Here is a 22,259-nt window from a genome sequence, read left to right on the forward strand (position 1 = left end):
AGGATAAAATTGCAATTATTAAATAAGAGAATAACTGATTTTTTAAAGGAAGGGAGTTCGTTCGGCTTATTTGAACTCGAGGGCAACCAGATAATAAACTGCCACCGGCTTCCCCTGTAACATAGCTGGTTTATACTTCCACTTCTTCACCACAGAAAGGGCTGCTCGGTCTATTCTACTGTTAATCGATTTGAGAACCCGGGCTTCCTTCACTGATCCATCTTTACCCACCACTATCCAAAGTATCACCTTGCCCCTGGTTCCAATCTGTCGGTCGATCTTAGGAGTTACAGGAAGAACCTTCTTAAGTAATACTGGCGGAGTGATATCACTACTCAAGTGATATATCTTATTTTCCGGCTCCTTCGGTTTTTCCACCTTGGGCTTTACTTCCGCTGTTTTGGAAGGGGCTGGTTTTATAGCGGCAAGCCGTTCATTAGCCAGATCCTTATATTCCTTCGCCAGATCATAATTGGGATCTAAGCGCAGGACATTATTCATAATATCTATGGTCTTCTGGTAGTCCTTTTTGTGATAGCTGGTTTTCCCCTGAGCAAAGAGGGTCTCGATCAACCTCTTCTTTGCCAACTCAAACTGCTCTATTATCTTGGGGGAAGCCATTGATAAATTAAGGCTATATCCCGGGTCAATGGAAAGAAGCTTGATAAACTCCTCTTGTGCCTTCTCGTTCTGTCCTAAGGCGACATGGCTAAATGCAAGATATTTGTGACACTCGATCCTCTCTCTACTATCCAAGCTGGCTAAAGGAATGGAAGAAAGGGTCTCTATCGCCTTTTCGTATTCGCCGTTCCAATAAAGGGAAATCCCCTTCTCAAGCAGTGTTCCCTGTTGGAGAGGAAGCAATAATGTGCTTACAATAGCTATCACCATTCCCACTTTGTACATCTCTACGTCCCCCAAATCTTACATTGTGATTTTCAGTAAAAAGGTCTGATTAGCTTTTATCTCAACCTCTCTCCGCTTCTCCCCCAAGGAAGGGTTTCTGAGGATGACGGTATGTCGTCCTACAGGAAGCTTCATCCGTTTCATGGGTGTTTGTCCTATATGCTTTCCATCTATATAGACCTCTGCCCAGGGAGTAACCACTATCTGAAGGTATCCGAAATTATTGAAGGTATATCTCTTGGTAATACTGCTACCATTTGAAATTCTGATCTTATCAGTAATTACTCCCACGAAGTTGGGGTTTGAGAGAGTGATAGTGTGTTCTCCTTCAGTTAACTTGATCTTCCCCATAGGGGTTTCCCCTACTTTCTTTCCATCTATCGTCACCTCTGCCCAAGGATTGACAATTACAAGGAGATATCCGAAACCAGGAGGTTTTGGTTTGGAAACGGGGGGTGTCTTTTTGACCACTGCCATCTTAGGAGGAATCTTTTCAGCAGGGGGGGTAGCCTCTATGGTAGTGGTTGTAGGAGAAACCGAAGTGGAAGGTACCTCATTCTTAACGCCTGTTGGTTTAGATACTCCCATTCCCACAGAGGCTTTGGCAGGTAGTCTTTTCGCCGAGGTCTCAGCCTTTTTCCCGAAGAACTTACTATAGAAGAGTAAGCCCAAGACAACCGCAAATATGGAGATAACGATCACTGGAATGATGGGCTTCTTCTTTTCCCCACCTCCAACCATTGAGACGAGGCTATCGCTTGCCCCCTCCTCTCCTTTTGTTTCTTCAACCGTTTCTTTATCTATTTCTTCAATCTTAACCGTTTCCCCAAACCCTGGGGTAAGTCCGATCTCCTTGGTAGCCGCTTCCAAATCCAAAGGATGGGTCTTCGCTAAAAATTCTTTTCTTGTTTCGTCCAACTTGGTGAAAGCGCTTAACATCAAAGCTTCGGTATCCTTGCTGATGGTAACCTTGGGAAGGGTAGCTATCCCCTCTTCAATAACAAAATCTGCATCAACCCACTCCAGAAGATGAAGTACCGCCTCTTCCCCCTCGCTCTCTTCACCAGCAAATGCGTGAAGCACCTTTCCATCTTTGAAAAATATCTTTCCTCTCCTCCCTTCGCGTTCGAGAACGAGGGTAGCTGTTCGTTTAGTCATCCCTAAAAGCTGGATGATATCTACCAAACTTACATTCCCTAACTTACCGTAAATTCTTCTTTCTTTATCCAAATCCATACCCCCCGCCCCTGATAATTTCTCTAAAGTAATATTTAAATGTTGCTTATTTTTGCCCCCTATGCTTAAATATTTATATAACCATCAGGTGGTTTCTCTTTTCTTTTTTATCTTGGCAAAATATTTAAGGTTTGTCAAGATTTTAGTCAAGGCAGAAATTTAAAAATATAATTGAGGAGGGATAAGATGAAAGAAGAAAGCGTCTTTCAAGGGGCTGTCTTTGAAAGAAGGAAGTTTATAAGATCTATTCTTGCCGGGGGGATAACATTGAGTCTCTTTCCGAGGGAGGCTTTTTCCCTCCAATCGGTTCTTAGGCTTGACCGAAAGCATATAAGGCGAGAGGCACCTGATGGTACTTTCTGGAGCCGATGGAAGAAGGAACTCGCCTTTGAGGACGGGCTGATCCTTATGAACAATGGAACGGTCGGTCCTATACCCAAGCCGGTATTCCGTCGCCTCGTCAATTATTGGAGGATGCAGGCGATAGATCCTTTCTGCGACTTTATGCTCGGTGCGGGGGTGGAGGAGGTTAGAGAGAAAGTAGCGGACTTCATAAACGCCTCGCCCAATGAGGTAGTGCTTACCAGAAACACCACCGAAGGGATAAACTTTGTGGCGAACGGTCTTCCATTGAAGAAGGGTGATGAAGTCCTTATCTCCAACCTCGAGCATCCGGCAGGAATAGGACCGTGGAAGCTGAAGGAAAAGCGTGAAGGGATAGTAATTAAGGTGGCTGAGATTGGACCTGAGCCGAAGGGGAAAGAAGAGATTATAAGGGCAATAGAGCGAGCGATAACCCCGAGGACAAAGGTGATAAGCCTGAGCCACACCGTGTACATAACGGGGCTCATCACCCCTATGGCTGAGATCTCAAAGCTCGCTCATGATAAGGGCATCCTCGTGCTCGCCGATGGTGCTCATGGGATAGGGATGCTGGACCTCGATATGAAAAAGCTCGGGGTCGATTTCTACGCTACCAGCCCTTACAAGTGGTTAGGGGCACCGGTAGGCAATGGGATATTGTATATAAGGAAGGAGGTTCAAGACAGGCTGTTTCCCACCATCACTTCTGGCGACTGGGAGAAAAGAAAAGGAGCGAGAAGATTTGAACCACAAGGGCAAAGGGCGATACCGGTGAAAATCGCCCTGGGAGACGCAATAGATTTCCAGAAAAAGATAGGCAAAAAGAGGATTGAACGGAGAATAAAAAGTCTTGCCACCTATCTCAGGCTCGAGCTACTTAAGATAAAGGGGGTGAAACTTTACACCTCGCTTGATCCCGAACTTTCAGCTGGGCTAACCACCTTCTCTGTGGAGGGGGTAGAAAATCAGAAGATAGTCGATTACCTTAAGGAGAAGTATTACCTGGTTATAAGAACCATCGGGGGAAACTTGAAGTTGAATGCAGTAAGGGCTTCTACGCATTACTACCATACCTATGAGGAGGTAGATCTCCTTCTCCGAGGAATAAGGGAACTGTTGAAGTAAAAAAATTAAAGGGGGAGGCTTTCATCTACTACCTCCCCCTTTTTTCTTTGATTAAAAGGTTACTTGAGATAGGTAGCCAACCACTCGTAGATCGTTTTCCACCAAAGCTCAGCGTTAAGTGGTTTCAACACCCAGTGTCCTTCATCGGGGAAATAAAGTAGCTTAGAGGGTATCCCCTTCCGCTGAAGGGCAGTAAACACCTGGAGCCCCTGATCCACCGTCACTCGGAAGTCCTGTTCCCCGTGGATGATGAGCATTGGAGTCTTGAAATTGGCGACATAATTGTGGGGAGACCATTTCTCATAGAGCTCCTTGTTCGTCCAGGGGGTTCCTCTAAACTCCCATTCGGGGAACCAGAGCTCCTCAGTGGAGAAATACATACTGACCGTATTGAATACCCCATCGTGATTTACCAGACAGCGGAACCTATCAGTATGCCCTTCTAACCAATTTATCATATAGCCACCGTAGGAGGCGCCAGCAGCTGCGATCCTATTCTTATCGATGAACGGATAGTGGGAAAGGACATAATCCACACCATTCATCAGGTCAATGAATACCTTGCCCCCCCAATCGCCTGATATCTCATCGGTGAACTTCTGCCCATAACCTGTGCTTCCCCTCGGATTGACCATCACCACTACATAGCCCGGAGCGGCAAACATCTGGGCATTCCAACGATAATGGAAGAAATCGCTCCAAGCGCCTTGCGGTCCTCCGTGGATAAGATAGACCATCGGGTATTTCCGCTTCGGATCGAAACCTGGAGGCTTCAGGAGGAATCCGTGAACCTTTGTCCCTCCAGCCCCCTTGAACCAGAACTCCTCAGCCGGGTTCATCTCAAGTTGGGAAAGGAGAGCGTCATTAATATGGGTTAGTTGTCTTACCCCGGTCCCATTGGCTCGAGCGACATAGAGGTCCACTGGATGATTCATACTCTGGCGACAAAAAAGGAGAGACTTGCCATCAGGACTTACCCTAAGACTGGTATTATAGCTTTTGCCGATAAGTTTAACCACCTTTCGGGAGGAAATGGAAACCATATAGATCGAGGAATACCCTTCATCCTGAGCTGTGAAATAAAGCTTCTTTGAATCCGGTGACCAAACAACACCTCCCACCGAACGATCGAGATCTTTTGTAAGACTGCTAATAGTACCCTTCTCCCGATCGTAAAGCATTAGCTGATAGCGGTCGGATTCAAATCCAGGTCTCATCTGAGCTCTGAAGGCGATATAACGCCCGTCCGGGGAGTAGATCGGTTGATTGTCGTTTGCCTTGTTGGTAGTAATCCTCTTCGGTCTCCCGCCGGTTACCGGAACTACGAAGAGATCGTTATTGGTGCTTATCGCCACCATAGGATCGGTATTCATCTCGAAGCAGATCTCCTTCCCATCCGGAGAGAAGCTGAAAGCAGGAGAACCTCCAAGGGATATGGGAGGAACATCGTGATAGCCTGGGGTGAGATCGCGCGGCTTGCCACCCTCTGCTGGTATTACAAAAAGATGGCTCCATTTTCCATTACGCCAGCTCGCCCAATGCCGATAGAGAAGGTGATCGATTATCCTCGCCTTCACCTTGCTCTTCGCTTTCTCCAAGTCTCGCTTTTTGTTCTCCTCGTCACTCTTAGCATCAGGATATACCCGGGAGACGAAAGCAAGGTACTTTCCATCAGGGGACCACTCTACCAAGTTAGCACCGGTCCAAAGATGGGTGATTTGTCTTGCCTCTCCTCTCTCCAAGGGAAGGACCCACACTTGGGGCTTACCGCTTCTGGTTGAGATGAAAGCAAGCCTCTTCCCATCCGGCGAAAAACGAGGATGGAAATCGGCTCCCTTACTGTTTGTCAACTTCCTCGGTTCACCACCAGAAAAGGGAACAACCCAGATATCACTGTCACCACGATTCGTCTCCGTGCTGTAATAAGTGATCACAAAAGCCACCAGCTTTCCGTCTGGAGAGATCTGTGGATCGGATACCCTACCGATGCTGATCAAATCGTTAAAGGTGATAGGGTGCTTTGCCTGGGCGGCGAAAAGGGAAACGCCTGCCAGTAAAATCAAAATAAAGGTAGCTAATCTCTTCATCCCTCTTCCTCCCTCGAGTTAATTCAATTGCGAACTTTTCTCCATTTTACCATCTCCCATTGGGAAATAAAGCCTATTATTTTAGAAAAAAACAGCCAGGATTAAACCTGGCTGTTGATAGAAACGAGCAGAAGCCTTTTTATTGCTCGGTAACAAACTCCTTTATGAAATATTCCGGATTTAGACTCTCTCCGGTTGCTTTCTTCAAAAGCTCATCCCAGCGGAGACTCGCTCCAGGTCTAAAGATCTTGCTCACCAGATATCTACCGGCATCCCGCTGATCATAGAAATAAACATCCCAAGTAGAGGGAACCTTCAAGACATTGTCCTTGATATAGCTGACGAGGTGAGAAGCCATTAAATCGCCAAGCATATAATTGTGGTAGTAAACGGGCGCAGTGGTAAAGTGGATCTTTGCTGCCCAATCAGGGGCATCTCGCCCCTCAGGTCTATGAACGAACTGGTATCTCTCCACCATATCCCACCAGAGTTTGTTCAAGTCCTGATCCGGATTCTTATAAAGCTCTCGTTCAAAATTAACCATCACCTGACACCAACGAGCAAAAACAAGCGCTTTCAACCGAAGGGAGCTCTTTACCGGCTCCTCAAGCTTGGCATACTCCTCGTCAGGAAGGGAAAGGGCTACCTTCAACCAGTTGGGGTTTCTGGTGAGCCGTTCGAACATCATCGCTATCGCTTCGGTGGTAAAGGCATGCGATGGCTCTCGGAGAAGATAAGGGAGATCTCCATTGATGTACTTGTCGTAGACCGCATGGCCAAGCTCGTGGAGCATAGTTGCTGTCCATCGCTCGTTGGTCCTTATATTGGCGAGGATGCGGATGTCCTGCTTTCTATCTATGTTAATGGTAAAAGCATGCTGTTCCTTACCCGGCTTCTCGAAAAGGTCGCTCCGCTTTATGATGTCATTAACAACGAGACCCATACTCTTATAAGTGTTGGCAGCGAGCATCGCTGGATTCTTGCCCTTAAAGTAAGCATCGAGGTTCACATCGTAGATCCGTGGCGGTTCCTGGAAGAACGGGTCTTCGTAATCCCAAGGTCTAAGTTCGTCCACCGAAACCATCAACTTGGCGGCGATCTTCTTATCGATCTCTCCCTTCAGCTTCTTGAATGGTTCATCTGAGAGCTCCTTCAGTTTCGCCATAATGGAAGTAAGCTCTTCCGGCTTTATCTCGGAGAGGGTCAGCTCCATCTCGTAATAATTGTTATAGCCGAGAGCCTTAGCTGCCTTATTTCTCAACTTCACCAGCTCAATAAGCTTCGGTGCTACTGCCGCTCCTACCTGCTTGCTCGCCTCCCATGCCTTTTTGCGGAGTTCTCTATTGGTCTCAGTCGCCAGAATTTCGTAGATCCGATTATCTGTTACCTCTTTCCCATCGATCTTGGCTCTGAAGGTATCGAAGATGTGACGGATCTCCGCTGACTTTGTGATTATCTCCTTCTGTAACTCTGGGTCGACCTGGTGCTCCGCATAGGCGTTGTAGAGGATGGTCAACTGACGGGCAAGAAGCGGGTCCTTTATCTCCCCCTTCTCCTTTAGCCTTTTTAAGAACTCGAAATCCCCCTTATCGCTGTAGATATCCGCGATCTCCTGCTCTAACCTGCTTACCTGATCATATGCCTCTTTTTTCCCAGTGGTAGTCGCCTCCCATTCCGCTAAACTGGCTTGGGTCATAAGCGGCTCTACTTTGGCTACATGCTTTTCGATAAAAGCCTGCAATTTCCCCTCCGGCGTTTTGGGACCACAAGCAACGAGAAAGGAAAGGACGAGAAAAGAAAATAGGATGAGCCTTAGCTTCATCTCTCCCCCCTTTTTAGTTGTTCAATTAACATAGGACCAAACCCATAAAAGCAAGCTATATGATATCACAAAAATGAGGTGTCAAAATAAGATTTTTACTCCAGAAATGCTCTCTTTGGTTGACAAGAAACCTAAAGGAAAAATAAAATCGGCGAAAGGGGGATAAGCGATGAACTTAAAACGAGAACTCACCCTCTTCGATCTGGTAATGTTTAACATCGTGGCTGTTATCGGTCTCCGTTGGATTGCAATAACCGCTGCTCGAGGTTATTCCTCCCTTACCCTCTGGTTAGTCGCCGTCATCATCTTCTTCATACCCCAAGGGCTTACCGTGGCGGAACTCTCCTCTCGCTTTCCAAAAGAAGGAGGGCTTTATTATTGGACGAAACTTGCCTTTGGAGATTTCCATGGTTTTTTAAGCGGTTGGTGTTATTGGACGAACAACCTTATCTACTACCCCTCCCTCCTTATTTTCATCGCCAGAATATCGGTGTATGTGGGGGGAGAACATCTTATACCCCTCGGAGAAAGCAGGCTTTATGTGCTCCTTTTCTCTCTTATAGTCCTTTGGATCGCCATCGGACTTAACATAATTGGACTCCGCCAAGGAAAGTGGGTAGAGAATGTAGGGGCGATCGGCGTTTGGCTTCCCGCTGTTATCCTGGTGGTGTTAGGAATTATTTCCTGGGCCAAGTATGGAATTTCGAACCCCCTCTCGCTCAAATCGCTCCTTCCAGATTTCTCCAGCTTCAACACCATATCTTTCTTTGCCGTCATCTGCTTTGCCCTCTCTGGGATTGAGCTTGCTCCCATAATGAGCGAAGAGATAAAAGACCCAAGAAAAAACATCCCAAGGGCGATAGTAATCGGGGGAATAATTATCGGGACTATCTACCTTGTAGGTACCCTCTCTTTACTACTCGCCCTTCCTATAAAGGAGATAAACATTATCAGTGGAGTCGTCCAGGTCATCGCCAAGGTGGGTGAGCGAGTAGGCTTCAACCTGATAGGAAATGTTGTCGCCTTTCTGATCGTCCTTGGGGGACTGGGAGCTGTCGGTGCCTGGCTTATTGGAACAGCAAGGATTCCCTTCGTCGCTGGGTTAAATAAACACCTGCCCCAGGTGTTAGGAAAGGTTCATCCCCGCTGGCATACACCATATGTCGCTATTCTGGTACAGGGAGGACTTTCCAGTCTCTTCCTCCTAATGAGCTTCGTTGGTGCTACCGTAAAAGAGGCTTACCTCGTGCTTCTTGATACCCTTATTATGGTCTACTTTGTACCCTATCTTTATATGTTCGCCTCCCTCATCGCTCTCAGAAAAACGCGCGACAAGGATAAAGGTGCACTCCTCATTCCCTGGGGAAATCTCGGCGTTTTCCTTATTGGTGGACTTGGTTTCGCCACCACACTACTCGCCATCATCCTGGCAGCGGTTCCACCCCCAGAGGCAAAAAGCGCTCTTCTTTATGAGGTCAAGGTGATAGGGGGGCTTGCTCTCTTTCTCGCCCTCGGTGGCATCACTTATTACCATTCAATTTCCCGAAGGAAGAAAATGCCCAGTTGAACCATCGAGTTCGAGTTTGGCTAAGAGAAAAAAGAGGGCTTCGCCCCCGCTTTATTATTATGTAGCCATTTAATATAAACAGTGCTGATCAAACTCTACAAAATCTCTTAGAAGAAATCTATTTCACTTTCTCGATGCATCGCAGGGGAAAATGCTTCTCAACCAGCGAACTGGGGAGAAGAATGGGCGAAAGAATCCGGTAAACGGGAAACTCCCCCCTTGGTCTTCCCGAGAACTCGCTTACTAGCTCGGAATCAAAGAAATTCCAGAAGAGGAAACCATCATCGCTTTCCGGCTCCAAAAGATAGGAAGCCAAGTTCGCCCCTTCCTGTGCCATTGGGATCACATAGGTTCCCTTAGGGAACATCTTTTTGAGCTTAACCGGCTCTACCTCTACCCTGGTTGGGTGGTGTCCCTGGTAAATCCTGTCCCAGCTTTCAACCTTTTTCACGAGATACCCTTCGACTTCAAGCTCCATTGGCTTGAGCAGCCTCTCCACCTTTATCCCATGGAGAAGGAGCTTAGCCACAATATCCTTCTCATAAGGGAAGAGAAGATAGGCGTAAGGTCTTTTTACCTTCTTGCTGGGAACAAATTTTCCATAGAAGGGGATGCGGTAATCCACCGGAATCTTGGTTATAGCATAAGTTTTTTTACCTGTTTTCTCATCTATCCGCTCTTCAATCTTCCATCCTTTTATGACGATTGGCTCTTTCAAGGGTGCGATCTTTGCCTTGAGCACTATCTCCGGAGAAGAAGCAGGATTTTTACCCCATTTGATCGTCTTTTCAAAAGCCTCTTTCTCAATGTTCTCTACCTCGTTGAGATGGTCGTAGATGAATTTGATAACAGCTTCATCGAACCTCCTCGTTACTTCTATCCGCCTCCTATAGGGGATATAGGCATAGGTCTCAGCGAGGATTGCCATCAGGTTGTGCATCCCGACATAATTGGTATCAAAATGAGGTACGGGTGAATAGGTATACCATCCCTTTTCCGGGTGGTACCTGTCTCGAAAATTACCGTACATATAGATCTCGAAGCCGTACTTCCTCTTGAGCTCCTGTTTTACATAGGGAAGGAGCTTCTCCATCTCGTAGTCGAAGATCTTGTGATAGGTATTTGGGTTAAGTGGAGGAGCACAACCGAGATCGCCACGATGGGGCGAACCATCGGTGGTATGTCCATTCAAGGTAATAAGAGGACGCCATTTGGTTATCACTTGGGAAACGAGCCCCCCTATCTCGTTGGAATCCAACTTGACGAAATCCCGATTCAAATCGAAATTCAGGGCGTTCGGTCGTACCCCCACCCCTCCTTCTGGACCTTTCTGCCTCGGACGGTTTTTCTTGCTGATCCTATCGTTGCCATCGGGGTTCAAGATAGGGACTACCAAAACCACCAGCTTATCAAGAAGATAGGAGAGATCACCCAGAGCGATATCGCGCATCAACATAAGGGAGGCCTCTTTAGCACAGACCTCTCCCGGATGGATATCCGCCACGATGAGGACAGGTCTTTTACCTAACGATAACGCCTCGATCGGCTCGGTAATCTTCGGGCGGCTGAGGATGACAAGCGGTATCCTCTTTCCCTCATGGGAGGTGGCAAAGAAGGTAACTGTTACCAGATCGCTCTTTTCCTTGAGGTTGGTCAAGAAATCAATAACATCGGAATAGCGAGAGGTCTCCTTGAAATTGGTTTTCTCGGGAATAGTAAGCAGTTTAACCTTCTCACCAGAAGCGAAAAGCAAACTGGCTATCATAAAAAGAAGCACCAAGAAGAAAGGAGCTTTTCTCATTTGACTATCTCCCTTTAAAATAATTTCATCATAGATTACTACACAATCCTTTTAATTAGCAAGACGGGATGAGGATAATCATTAAGAAGAAAAGACAGGTATGGCGAGTTCAGCTATTACTTTTTCTCTTCTTCGCTGCCAGAGTGATTGAAAAAACGAACGATAAGAAAACGGGCAGGAAGATTCTCAAAAAATCTCTTATCACCAAGAAAGCTCTAAGAGGATTTTTGCGATCTTTCCTTTTATGCAAAATTTTTCATTATAGATTTCCCGTTTAATTGTATTACATTTATATAATTACATATTGTAGAAAATCCCATTGACAAGATGCAAATTATAAAAATCGCTTCAAGAGATTACAGAGGCGAGGTCAAATAAAACTTTCCATCTCCTTGACCGATAATCGGTTATTGGTTAAAATATAAGGCGTCAATTAAGCGTAGTATAAAGTGAAGAACGAATCTTAAAGGAGGAGAAGATGGGTACAGTGGTAGCCCTTGTCGTCTTAGGGGCGATAGTCCTCTGGATGGCAGCAAGCTATAACGGCTTGGTACGGCTGAGGAATCAGGTCAAGAACGCCTGGTATCAGATAGATGTTCAGTTGAAACGGCGTTACGATCTCATCCCCAACCTGGTGGAGACGGTTAAGGATTATATGAGTTACGAGCAGGAGACTTTGGAGAAGGTGATAAAGGCGAGGAATATGGCGATAAACGCATCTGGGGCGAAGAAGCAAGCAGAAGCGGAAAATATGCTCACTGGAGCTTTGAAATCTCTGTTTGCGGTGGTTGAGAGGTATCCTGAGCTGAAGTCGAATGAGAATGTGCAGCGGTTGATGGAGGAGCTCACCGCTACTGAAAACAAGATATCCTTCGCTCGTCAGTTCTATAATGATAGCGTCTACCGCTACAACACGAGGATTCAGGTGGTGCCGACCAACATCATCGCCTCTATGTTCAACTTTAAGCCTCAAGAGTTCTTCGAGGCTCCTGGCGAGGAGCGGGAAGCAGTAAGGGTAGATCTGAGGTAAGCCTCAACCTAACTGAAAAATGTGAAGATGGGTAAACTGGTTTGTCCTCGTTGCGGTTATGAGAACAAAGAAAATGCCCTATACTGTAACCTTTGCGGCCATATCTTCCGCTACGAAGGGAAAAGAAGAAAGCTCCAAAGACTGCAAACAAGGAGGAGTTTCTACGATGAGATAGAGAGGAACAAGCGGAAAAGCTACTTCCTGATGATGCTTTTCGGCTTCCTCGTGGTTGTCCTCGGCTATCTCATCGGTCAGGTCTGGGGGCTCGGCTATTATGGGGTGGTAATTGCGGGTGTTATCGCGTTGATAATGCTTCTCGTCTCCTATTATAGGGGAGATGAGGTGGTGCTTGCTCTTTCCCGGGCAAAACGGGTCTATTATGAGGATGATCCGCGACTGTTCAATGTGGTTGAGGAGATGAAGATAGCTGCTGGCCTCCCTACCCTTCCCAAGATATACATAATCGAGGATACTGCACCGAACGCCTTCGCTACCGGTCGTGATCCGTGGCATGCCTCCATTGCGGTAACCCGGGGTCTTCTCAACAAACTCAACCGGGAGGAGCTTCAAGGGGTGATCGCCCATGAAATCAGCCATATTCGGAACTACGACATCCGTTTCGCGATGATCGCCGGCATCCTCCTTGGGGTAGTGGCGATGATAAGCGATGCCTTTCTCCGCTCGATGTTTTATGGAAGGAGGAAAAGGAAGGTCAGTGTAAAGGGGCAAGGGGGGGTGGTGATTCTCGTCATCGCCATTTTGGCTGCCATCTTGGCTCCCATCTTCGCCAAGTTGCTTCAGATGGCGATCTCGCGTAAGAGGGAGTTTTTGGCTGACGCCTCAGCGGTGGAGCTTACCAGGAACCCGAGGGGTCTTGCCAATGCTTTAAGGAAGATCGCCTCCGATCCCGAACCGCTTGAGGTAGCCAATCGTGCTACCCAGCATCTTTATATCGTTAACCCGGTGAAGAAGATAGGGATGAAGGCGAAGTCGCTTTTCTCTACCCATCCTCCGACCGAGGCGCGGATAAGGATCCTCGAGTCGATGGTGGTATAGTTTTTCTAAGACAAAAGGGGGGCGGGAGTGCATCCCGCCCCCCTTTTAATCCCCCTTATTTCAGGTATCGCTCGAAGTGGCGGATGATTTTCCTGAAAAGGCTTATCCTGCTTTCATCCCTCCTTATCCCGTGTTTTCCCCTTGGATAGATCATCACATCGAAATCCACCTTTCCCGCGGACAAAAGGGCATCGATGAGCTTAACCGTATCCTCGAAATGGACATTATCATCCGCCATTCCGTGGATCATAAGGAGGTGCCCTTTGAGGTTCTTGGCGTAGGTGATGGGCGAACTATCGCGGTACGCCTCAGGGTGATCTTCAGGAAGCCCTAACCGCTCTTCAGTGTACTGGGTATCGTAGTTTCGCCAGTTATTGACCGGGGCAACCGCTACACCTGCTTTGAACCACCCAGCAGCTTTGAGCATCGCCATATTGGTCATAAATCCGCCGTAACTCCATCCCCAAATGCCGATGTTTTTCTTATCGACATAGGGAAGTCCCTTTAAATAAATAACGCCACTTATTACATCTTCGAGGTCCGGTCCTCCCAAGTTGAGGTAGACATCCGTCCGCCACTTCCTCCCATAACCGGAGCTCCCTCGATAATCGACATCGAGAATGACGAACCCTCTCTCGGCAAGGAGGAGGTGAAAGAGATTGGTGGAGCTGAAGGCGTTTTTGACCGCTTGGGAGTACCCCCCGCCATGAACCCGGATTATAGCGGGGTATTTCTTCCCCTTCCTTATCCTTTCTGGCCTAAAGAGCATAGCGGGAACCAGCGCTCCATCCAATCGGCTCCTATAATGAATGAACTCTGGTGCTCTTATCCGGTAGTCCTTGAAATCAGGAGCTGGGGAGTAGGTAATTCTCCTAACGAGCCTTTTACTGCTGAGGGGAGCGAGGTAGAGCTCCGTTGGGGTTGTGATATCGCTGAATAGATCGGCGATCTTAGTAGCATCAGGGGAGATGACAGCGGTATGCCAGCCCGATTTGAAGGTAAGCCTCTCCATCTTCCCCCCTTTTACCGGGATGCGAAAGAGATGCCGTTCCGCCGGGCTAACCTCGGTGGAGGTGAAATAGATGTAGCTATCATCTATCCTCGTAATCCCCGTCACCTCCCAATTGCCCGAGGTAAGCTCCTTAAGGCTTCCCCTCCCTATATCAAGGGCATAGAGGTGATTATAACCGCTCCGTTCCGAGGTAAGAAGAATCTCCCGGTCTGAGAGCCAATGGATATACTGGTTCTGGATGTTAACCCAGCAGGGATCCTTATCCTGATATACCTTCTTAATCTCCCCTTTTTCAGGAAAGAAAAGGATAAGGTCGAGGCTTTTGAGGTCTCTCGGCTCCTTGGTGAAGGCGAGGCATCTTCCATCAGGGGACCAAGCAAGCTTTACAATATAGTAATCGGTATCACTGCCAAGATCAGCCCAAACCGTCCTTCCAGAATCGAGCCAGATCACCCCTACCCGCTCTATAGCGTTTGGGCTCCCTGCTTTAGGTCTTCTTTGGTGGATAACGGTTACATCGGGCGTCAGGTAATTGGGGATGAGGAGAACCGGCACCGGAGAGATATCGGCGGATACATAGGCTATCTTCTTGCTATCCGGAGACCAAAAATAGCTCGAGTAACGACCGAGCTCCTCTAGGGCAATGAAATCACCAATACCGTTCAGGATGGTATCGCTTCCCGTGGTGGTTAGCTGGATTTCCTTACCTGTTCTAAGATCTATCGCCCAGATATCGTTATTACGGATGAAGGATACATACCTCCCGTCCGGAGAGAATTTGGGGTTGACCTCCCAGGCTTTGGTCTGAAAGAGCCTTTTGAGCTTCCTATTTTCTATCTCAAAAAGGTAGACATCACCTTGATAGGGAATGAGAATGAGTCTCCCATCCGGTGAAAGGGAGAAAGAGGTGATACCGAAACCAGTAAGTCTCATCCGCTCTCTTAGTTCCGCTTCCACAGGAGCATATTTTCTTCTGGGGTAGGATATATCCATAGCGGATAGGAGCCGTTCTTTTTGCCCTGAAGCGATGTCATAATACCAGAGATCGTACTCCCTTATCCCTTTGTCGTTCCAGAGAAAGTACACCTTTTTCCCATCAGGGGAGAAGACCACATTCCTCGGTGAGGCTCCAGGCAGTCTCGGATCGGAATGAAGCCTTTCCACGGTAAGCCTTCTTACCGTCTTCTTAGGAGAAGAGACAGCCATCAAAGAGGAGAAAAGCAGGGAGAGGAAGATGAACATCAAAACTGGCTTAAACCTTATTCTACTTAACATCCACAACCTCCCATTATCATTGATTTTTATTAAAATAAACCAAAATTTTATCTCCTCGGCGAACAGAGAGGAGCTCATCTGCTCTCCCCTGATAGACGCTCAGTTCCAGGTAATCACTGCTCCCGAAGATAGCGAAGGGTCCTCCTTCCTTCCCTTCCTCGTAGCTCTTTTTGATTTCGGTAATTTTCCTTTTATTAACTTCAATTGCGATAAATTTCTTTACATATCGCTTGAAGAAGGAAAGGTCGATATTGGTAACAACATTGCCGAAGCGATCTATGTGGATCACCTCCCCGATCAAAACATCACCCATTACTTCAACTTTGGGCAGGGAAAACTCGACAAAATCAGAGATTTTTGGACCGAAAAGACGAGGGGAAACACCCGAAGCAAGATGAGCTGCTGCCGGGGCAAAGACATCCCTTCCCTGAAAAGTCGTCCCCCGCGGAGTAATAAGATATTTCTCCTTTCTTATCTCAAAGGCTCGAACCTTCTCTCTCGCCGAGATGAAGGATAAAAGTCCATTGTCCGGAAGTACGAAATAATAGCTCCCGGTTACCGCAATGATGGGCTTTCGCTTCCCCCCTACCCCCGGATCAACCACCACCAAATGAACCGTGCCCGGTGGAAAATACCGATAATAACAGGAGAGAAGGTAGGAAGCCTGATATATATCATGTGGGGGTATGTTATGGGTGATATCCACCAATCTGAGCGAGGGGTTGATCCCGAGGATTACCCCTTTCATCGTACCTACATAATGATCCTCCTCACCAAAATCAGTAAGAAGGGAGATGATACCGGAAACTTTATTCACTCGCTCCTCCTTAATACTTGATAAGATGATAAAAAACTCCCTCCCCACCTGTCAACGGCGATTGACTTGACCGCTCAGCTATGCTAAGTTCTTCCTGAAAATCAAGGGGGAATAAAGGGATGATGTTAGCGAAAAAAGCGGTTGCTCTTCTTTCAGGAGGGCTTGATTCTGCCCTTTCGGCGAAGCTTATCCTCGACCAGGGGATAGAGGTGATCGGTCTTTATTTCAAAAACCCCTTCAACACCCCTCTCCCCCCCATTCCTGACGAAAACCTCCCCGCTTCCAGAATAGCAAAGGAACTGGGGATCAAATTGATCATCGTGCCCCTCAAGGAGAAATTCCTCAGAATGGTGGAAGCACCTATCTACGGCTACGGGAAGAATATGAACCCCTGCATCGACTGCCGTATCCTCCAGCTAACCATCGCCAAGGATTATATGGAGAAAGTAGGGGCTTCGTTCATCATAACCGGCGAAGTCTTAGGACAGCGTCCGATGTCCCAACGCCGGGACACCCTGAACCTGGTCGCCAAAAAGAGCGAAACCAAGGATATCCTCTTAAGACCCCTTTCGGCGAAGCTCCTCCCACCTACCCTCCCGGAACAGGAAGGGATCGTGGATCGAGAAAAGCTACTCGATATCCAGGGAAGATCGAGGAAAAGGCAACTCGAGCTCGCCAAAGAATATGGTATTACAGGGTTTTCCTCACCAGCTGGAGGATGCCTCCTCACCGATCCCAAGTTCTCAGCGAGATTGAGGGATCTCCTTCGCTATCAGGATAGACTTACCTTAAATGATGTCGAGCTCCTCAAGGTGGGACGGCACTTCCGCCTAAGCCCCGATCTCAAGGTGATAATAGGAAGAAAACATCAGGAGAATCTTATCATAAGCAACCTGGCGCGGGAAGGGGATATCATCTACCGTCCACCAAAAGGGGTAAGTGGACCTACTGCACTTTCCCGGGGGAAAGAAGAAGAGAAGGATCGAGCGATAATCGCCGCTCTCATCGCCCGCTATACCAATCCCGATAAGCCCATCACTGCGGTCCGTCGCTTTCCCTATGGGAAGGAGATATTCACCCCAGTCTCCCCCACCCCTCTGTCCGAAGATGATATCGAGAGGATGAAAATCCAGTAATGAAGAGAAAGATAGCCTCGGCTATGAGCGGTGGTGTCGATAGCTCGGTTGCCACCTTTATCCTCGTTTCTCAGGGATACCAAGTAATGGGGGTTTCTATGCTTCTTTCCAAGATCGAGGAGATAGGCTACGGAGAGAGAAGATGTTGCTCCCTCGATGACCTCATCGATGCCCGAAGGGTAGCGAGGAAACTGGGTATCCCCTATACCGCTATCGATCTCTCCACTGAGTTTACCAATACGGTAATAAAACCCTTTGTCGAAGCTTATCTCGCCGGACTCACCCCCAATCCTTGTGTCCGCTGTAATCGACTTATGAAGTTCGGCTACCTCTTCGATAGGATGAGGAAGCTCGGTTATTCCCTTATCGCCAGCGGCCATTACGCTAAGGTGGAATACGATGGGGAAGGGAAACGTTATCTCCTTAGACAAGGGAAGGATAAGGAACAGGATCAATCATATTTCCTCTTCGAGCTCTCTCAGGAACAACTCGCCCATCTCATCCTTCCTTTAGGAGAGCTCACCAAGAACGAGGTTAGAAAAATCGCGGAAAAGGAAGGCCTCCCGGTATCGGATAAAAGGGATAGCCAGGAGATATGCTTTGTCCCAGGAAATAGATATACCGAAGTGGTGGAAAAACACAGTGAGAGGAAGGATCTTAAAGGAGAGATAGTCGATACATCGGGCAGGGTCCTTGGTTATCACCGGGGCATATATCACTACACCATAGGGCAACGCCGAGGGTTGGGAGTAGCTTTAGGAGAACCGCTTTATGTAATCGAGATCGATCCGGTTAACAATCGGATCGTCGTAGGTTCTGAAGAACATCTGCTGAAAAAGAGGCTCATTGCAAGAGATATTAACCTCATCGCCCTTCCCAAAATCCCCAAAGGGTATCCAGTTATTGCCAAGATCCGCTATAAACATAGAGGGGAAGAGGCAATCCTCAATCCTTTACCCGAAGGGAGAATGATGGTAGAATTTAAAAATCCGGTAAGGGCGATAACGCCGGGACAGGCGGTGGTCTTCTATGAGGAGGACATCGTAATTGGAGGCGGATGGATAGAAAAGGCTTTTTAAGATCAACTCGAGGAGTGAGAAATGAAAAAGAGTGGGAATCATCGTGAGCTTTCTCCTAAAGAACTTCGTTGGGAGTGTGATCCGAAGCTTTTGAAATTTAAGACAACTGAGGAGGTAAAGGTCTTCCATAACATCATAGGACAGGAGCGGGCAATAAAAGCGATCCGCCTCGGACTCGAGCTCGATGCTCCGGGCTATAACATCTTCGTCACCGGACTTGCGGGAACGGGAAGGAGAACCACCATAAAATCACTTCTCGAGGAGATAGACAAATCGAAAAAGAGACCGCAGGATAAGATCTGTGTAAATAACTTCAAGAACCCCGATATGCCGCGGATCATCAAGCTCCCGGCAGGGGACGGGAGAAGGTTCAAGAAGGATATGGAGAAGCTCATCTCGGAGCTCAAGAAGGAGATCCCCCGACTCTTCGAAAGCGAGAACTATCAGAAGAGGCGCACCGAGATCGTGGAGAAGTTGAGGGAAAAAGAGAAGAAGATGGCGCGGAAGCTCAAGGAGAAGGTGAGAGCTGAAGGGTTTGCCTTAGTAGAGATCCAGATGGGACCATTCGTCCGCCACGATGTCGCTCCCATTATAAAGGGGAAACCGATAAATATAGAACAATTGGAGCAGATGGTTATAAAAGGGGAAGCCCCTCGTGAAGAGTACGATAAGGCGAAGGAAAAGAGAAAAAAGCTCCTCGCCGAGCTTGAAGAGCTATATAAAACAACGAAGAAAATAGAAAAGGAGATAAAAGAGCGATTAGCTAAGCTCGATCAGGAGCTGGCTGAGCCCTATATCGACGAGCCTCTCTCGGAACTGAAGGAACGATATGAAAACGAAAAGCTCCATCAATATCTCGATGAGGCAAAGGAGAGTCTTTTAGAAAATTTAAAGCTCTTCTTAGTAGAAAAGAAAGCCCCTTCTTCTCCCTTCCCCGGTTTGGAGAAATCGCCTGCCGCCGCAATGGACCTCTTTCTTGACTACCGGGTTAACCTTCTGGTTGATAATTACGAAGCCAAAGGGGCTCCGGTAGTTATAGAGAATAACCCCTCATACAAGAACCTTTTCGGTACTATAGAGCGGGTTCCAGATCAGCGGGGTGCCTGGCACACCGACTTCACCAAGATAAAGGCAGGTTCTCTCCTCAAAGCTGATGGCGGTTATCTAATCCTCAACGCCATCGATGTCCTTATTGAGCCTGGGGTGTGGGTGGCGCTTAAACGCACCTTGAAATCGGGTGTTCTCGAGATACAGAGCTACGACCCCCTCTTTCTTCTGGGACATAGTGCTCTAAAACCGGAACCGGTCGAGATCGATGTAAAGGTGGTAATGATAGGCGACGACCGACTCTACCGTATCCTCTACATATTCGAGGACGACTTTAAAAAGATATTCAAGGTAAAAGCTGATTTCGACACAGTGATGGAGAATACCGAGGAGAACATCATCGCCACTTGTTCCTTCATTAAAAAGACCTGTGAAGAGGAAAAGCTCCTTCATTTTGATCGCTCAGCGGTAGCAAAGGTGATCGAATACGGGGTGCGATTGGCGGGGAGGAAAAACAAGATATCCACCGAGTTCAGTAAATTGGTCGATCTACTTCGCGAAGCCTCCTATTGGGCAAAGAAAGAGGGAGCAAAGTATGTAACCACCTCCCATATTGAAAAGGCGCTTGAGGAGAAGATCCACCGGGTGAATATGATCGAGGACAAGATAAAAGAGCTCATCCGCGAAGGGACGATAATGATCGATATCGAAGGAGAAAAGGTGGGCCAGGTTAACGGACTTTCGGTCATCCAGCTTGGAGACCACACCTTCGGAAAGCCCTCAAAGATCACCGCCGAGGTCTCCTTGGGAAAGCTCGGGGTAATAAATATCGAAAGGGAAGCTGCTCTAAGCGGGAAAACGCACGATAAAGGGGTGCTCATATTAAGTGGTTATTTAAGAGGGAAATACGCCCAAGACAAACCCCTTTCAATGAGCGCCAGTCTCTGCTTCGAGCAATCATATAGCGGTATTGATGGCGATTCCGCCTCCTCAACCGAGCTTTACGCCATCCTTTCCAGTCTTGCCAACCTTCCCCTCCGGCAGGATATTGCGGTAACCGGTTCGGTGAACCAGAAGGGGGAAATCCAACCGATAGGTGGGGTTAATGAAAAGATAGAGGGCTTCTTCGATATCTGCAAGGCTAAAGGGCTAACCGGCACCCAAGGGGTGATCATCCCGGAGCTGAATGTCCCTGACCTTATGCTGAGAGATGATATAGTAAAGGCGGTGGCTGAAGGAAAATTCCACATCTACCCGGTGAAGACGGTTGATGAGGGGATCGAGATCCTCACCGGAGTAAAAGCGGGAAAGAAAAAGAAAGACGGAACCTACGAGGAAGAAACCGTCCATTATTTGGTGAACAAGAGGCTGGAGGAGCTTGCCTCAAAACTTACCGAATTCGAGGTGGGGGAAGAGGAAAAGCCTTAACCATTGTGAAAATAAGAAATTACATCGCTCATCGCCACCGAGATCTCTCTCCTTTCACTTATAAGCTTCAGCTTATTTCGAGGAAGGAGAGAACTACCTTCTATTTTGAACCTCAGCTTCGGAAACTCCTTCTTGAGACTGGCGATATTCTTTCCTTTCAACCCCTTGAGAGAGGATACCATCGCTGGGGAAAGGACGATAATCACCTCACCACAATCAAGGGAAAGAAGGCTAACCCCCTTCCTTATCATCTCCTGTAGTATTCTTCCCTCAACCAAAACCCTGAAGGAGGGATGATAAGGACCGGCAACTATCGCCCCCTCTTCTTCCAGAGAGGGAGAAGGCTGAAGCCCGATGCGAATAATCGGTATTGCCCGCTCCTCAAAGAGGATGAGCATTAAGGAAACCCTCCTTATCGCCTCATCGAGGGAGAGAGGTTGATACTCTCCCCGAAGATACATCGAAGAAAGCTCGGTATCCTTTAGCACCAAAGTGGGGTGAATGCGTGCGAAATCGGGGGCAAGCTCGATCACCCGCCTTATAGTAAGCATCAGGCTTTCCTCATCCTCACCGGGAAGCCCGATCATAAGCTGAACGCCGACCTTAAGCCCTGCCTTCTTTACCAGCTTCACCCCCTGTTCCACATCGGAAGCGGAATGCCCCCTCCTGGCAAGGCGAAGAACCTTATCATCCAGGGATTGAACTCCGAGCTCGATTACCCTTACCCCCTTCTCCTTTAGGAGCAACAGATGGGAAAGATCAAAAGAATCAGGACGGGTGGAAATCCTTATCCCAACGATCCTCTCCTCCTTAAGGAATGGGGAGAGGGAAGAAAGGTATTCAAGCTCTAACTCCTCGGGAAGCTCGGTGAAACTGCCTCCATAGAAGGCAACCTCTATCGGACGCGAACCACCCTTCATCCTCTTTAAAGCAGTCTCAACTATCCGCGGTACTTCAACTGGAGGTGGTGGTTCCTCATCACCAACCGTTATTCGCTGATTGCAGAAAATACAACGATGGAGACAACCCCGTTGGAAGAAAAAGATGGGGATGATCTTTGGCTTCACCTGATTCATCTGAGCTCATCCAACAGGAGCTTCTCCTCCTTGATCAGATGAAGAGCCTCCTTAGCTGCTAACTGCTCCCCTTCCTTCTTGGTTCTCCCTTTAGCCCGGGCTATCTCCCTCCCGTTGACAAGGAGTCCGATCTCGAAGATCGGCTGATGAGGAGGACCGATCTCGGAGAGAACGACATATTCGGGAAGGGGAAGGGAATGATCCTGAAGAAGCTCTTGAAGTGCCGATTTATAGTCGAATGGGGTGAGGGCAGAAAGATCTATTGAGGATAGATCGGGAGTGAACTCCCGCTCGATAAAGGAACGCGCAGAATCGAGTCCCCCATCGAGATAAATGGCAGCGATGAGTGCTTCGTAGGTGTTGGCGAGAAGGGAAAGTTTCTTCCTCCCCCTCCCC

At 47.8% G+C, this 22,259-nt stretch carries 16 protein-coding genes; 7 read left to right on the top strand and 9 right to left on the bottom strand.

Features of this window, described 5'->3' with window-relative positions:
- Positions 1–66: 66 nt before the first annotated feature.
- Both J7L64_00085 and J7L64_00090 read right to left on the bottom strand, forming a co-directional pair.
- The gene (locus J7L64_00085) at positions 67–906 is read right to left on the bottom strand and encodes a TonB family protein (GenBank protein ID MCD6450756.1); all 840 of its coding nucleotides are present in this window, start codon (positions 904–906) and stop codon (positions 67–69) included.
- 18 nt (positions 907–924) lie between these two features.
- Complete coding sequence (locus J7L64_00090) at positions 925–2,142, bottom strand: DUF4388 domain-containing protein (protein MCD6450757.1); 1,218 nt, start codon at positions 2,140–2,142, stop codon at positions 925–927.
- Positions 2,143–2,328: 186 nt separating this feature from the next.
- Between J7L64_00090 and J7L64_00095 the strand changes: the two genes are divergently transcribed.
- On the top strand, positions 2,329–3,630 hold the full coding sequence (locus J7L64_00095) for an aminotransferase class V-fold PLP-dependent enzyme (GenBank protein ID MCD6450758.1): 1,302 nt from the start codon (positions 2,329–2,331) through the stop codon (positions 3,628–3,630).
- A gap of 59 nt (positions 3,631–3,689) precedes the next feature.
- Here the strand turns inward: J7L64_00095 and J7L64_00100 are convergent, their stop codons facing one another.
- Together J7L64_00100 and J7L64_00105 are read right to left on the bottom strand one after the other, a co-directional pair.
- A complete protein-coding gene (locus J7L64_00100; protein ID MCD6450759.1) occupies positions 3,690–5,717 on the bottom strand; it encodes a S9 family peptidase in 2,028 nt (675 codons plus the stop codon).
- Between the two features lie 139 nt (positions 5,718–5,856).
- Positions 5,857–7,539 (bottom strand): M2 family metallopeptidase, encoded by a 1,683-nt coding sequence (locus J7L64_00105; GenBank protein ID MCD6450760.1) that lies wholly within the window; start codon positions 7,537–7,539, stop codon positions 5,857–5,859.
- Positions 7,540–7,708: 169 nt separating this feature from the next.
- Between J7L64_00105 and J7L64_00110 the strand changes: the two genes are divergently transcribed.
- Complete coding sequence (locus tag J7L64_00110) at positions 7,709–9,106, top strand: amino acid permease (protein ID MCD6450761.1); 1,398 nt, start codon at positions 7,709–7,711, stop codon at positions 9,104–9,106.
- 118 nt (positions 9,107–9,224) lie between these two features.
- On the opposite strand, the gene J7L64_00115 is transcribed toward J7L64_00110, so the two are convergent.
- Positions 9,225–10,907 (bottom strand): hypothetical protein, encoded by a 1,683-nt coding sequence (locus tag J7L64_00115; protein ID MCD6450762.1) that lies wholly within the window; start codon positions 10,905–10,907, stop codon positions 9,225–9,227.
- A gap of 478 nt (positions 10,908–11,385) precedes the next feature.
- Here J7L64_00115 and J7L64_00120 point away from each other — a divergent pair, with 478 nt between their 5' ends.
- Complete coding sequence (locus tag J7L64_00120; protein MCD6450763.1) at positions 11,386–11,937, top strand: LemA family protein; 552 nt, start codon at positions 11,386–11,388, stop codon at positions 11,935–11,937.
- A 27-nt stretch (positions 11,938–11,964) separates the two neighbouring features.
- Positions 11,965–12,993: a zinc metalloprotease HtpX gene (gene htpX / locus J7L64_00125; GenBank protein ID MCD6450764.1), complete on the top strand. Its 1,029-nt coding sequence runs from the start codon at positions 11,965–11,967 to the stop codon at positions 12,991–12,993.
- A gap of 55 nt (positions 12,994–13,048) precedes the next feature.
- Here htpX and J7L64_00130 read toward each other — a convergent pair whose 3' ends face one another.
- On the bottom strand, positions 13,049–15,280 hold the full coding sequence (locus tag J7L64_00130) for a DPP IV N-terminal domain-containing protein (GenBank protein MCD6450765.1): 2,232 nt from the start codon (positions 15,278–15,280) through the stop codon (positions 13,049–13,051).
- 16 nt (positions 15,281–15,296) lie between these two features.
- Positions 15,297–16,097, bottom strand: a complete 801-nt coding sequence (locus J7L64_00135; GenBank protein ID MCD6450766.1) for an SAM-dependent chlorinase/fluorinase — start codon at positions 16,095–16,097, stop codon at positions 15,297–15,299.
- 119 nt (positions 16,098–16,216) lie between these two features.
- Here J7L64_00135 and J7L64_00140 point away from each other — a divergent pair, with 119 nt between their 5' ends.
- The 3 genes from J7L64_00140 to J7L64_00150 are packed head-to-tail and all read left to right on the top strand — an operon-like array spanning position 16,217 to position 20,787.
- Positions 16,217–17,233 carry a hypothetical protein gene (locus tag J7L64_00140; GenBank protein MCD6450767.1) on the top strand — a complete coding sequence of 339 codons (1,017 nt, stop codon included), beginning with the start codon at positions 16,217–16,219 and terminating at the stop codon, positions 17,231–17,233.
- The gene (gene mnmA / locus J7L64_00145) at positions 17,233–18,312 is read left to right on the top strand and encodes a tRNA 2-thiouridine(34) synthase MnmA (GenBank protein ID MCD6450768.1); all 1,080 of its coding nucleotides are present in this window, start codon (positions 17,233–17,235) and stop codon (positions 18,310–18,312) included. The genes J7L64_00140 and mnmA overlap by 1 nt, the downstream gene beginning before the upstream one ends.
- Positions 18,313–18,333: 21 nt before the next feature.
- Complete coding sequence (locus J7L64_00150) at positions 18,334–20,787, top strand: AAA family ATPase (protein ID MCD6450769.1); 2,454 nt, start codon at positions 18,334–18,336, stop codon at positions 20,785–20,787.
- On the opposite strand, the gene J7L64_00155 is transcribed toward J7L64_00150, so the two are convergent.
- Positions 20,784–21,863, bottom strand: coding sequence for a radical SAM protein (locus J7L64_00155; GenBank protein ID MCD6450770.1), 1,080 nt, complete (start codon positions 21,861–21,863; stop codon positions 20,784–20,786). The two genes, J7L64_00150 and J7L64_00155, sit on opposite strands and share 4 nt — an antisense overlap.
- Positions 21,860–22,259, bottom strand: a 400-nt coding sequence (locus J7L64_00160) for a ribonuclease III (protein ID MCD6450771.1), incomplete at its 5' end; no start/stop codon positions are given. The genes J7L64_00160 and J7L64_00155, both read right to left, overlap by 4 nt.

This window comes from Acidobacteriota bacterium, assembly GCA_021161905.1.
GTDB lineage: Bacteria > Acidobacteriota > B3-B38 > Guanabaribacteriales > JAGGZT01 > JAGGZT01.